This is a genomic window from Mesorhizobium sp. M0698 (assembly GCF_040320455.1).
Classification (GTDB): domain Bacteria; phylum Pseudomonadota; class Alphaproteobacteria; order Rhizobiales; family Rhizobiaceae; genus Mesorhizobium.
On record NZ_JAMYPQ010000084.1, the window covers coordinates 1 to 600 of the forward strand.

The window sequence follows — 600 nt, forward strand, 5'->3', positions numbered from 1 at the left end:
GCCGATGAGACCACGCTGCCAACGCTGGCGCCGGGATCTGGCAAGGCCAAGACGGCCTACCTCTGGACCTATGTCCGCGATGATCGGCCCTTTGGCGGCAGTGGACCGCCCATTGTTGTCTATCGCTTCGAGGACAGCCGCGCCGGCGAATGTGTCGCCCGTCATCTGGACGGCTATCGCGGCATCCTGCAAGTCGACGGATACGCCGCCTATAACCGGCTGGCCCGATCCGATCGGGGCAATGACGGCGTGACGCTGGCGGCGTGCTGGTCGCACGTGCGGCGCAAGTTCTACGAACTGCATGCCGCAGGCTCCTCCGTTATCGCCTCGCAGACGGTGGCGCAGATGGCCCCACTGTGGGCCGCCGAGGAGGCCGTACGCGGCCAGGACCCGGCAGTACGGATAACTGCGCGTCAGGAGAAATCCGCCGCCGTCGTTGCCGCTCTCTTTGCGCTGTGGGAAAAGGAGCTGCCCAAGCTGTCGGGAAAATCGAAGCCCGCCGAGGCGATCCGCTATGCACTCGGCCGGCGTGCCGCGCTGGAGCGCTTCCTCACTGACGGCCGGATCGAAATCGACTCCAACACCGTCGAGCGCGCCATC

At 66.2% G+C, this 600-nt stretch carries 1 protein-coding gene; it reads left to right on the forward strand.

Annotated features, from left to right (window positions below):
* The coding region (tnpC, locus tag NKI16_RS34015) for an IS66 family transposase (RefSeq protein WP_352924831.1) at positions 1-600 on the forward strand (600 nt) is incomplete at both ends.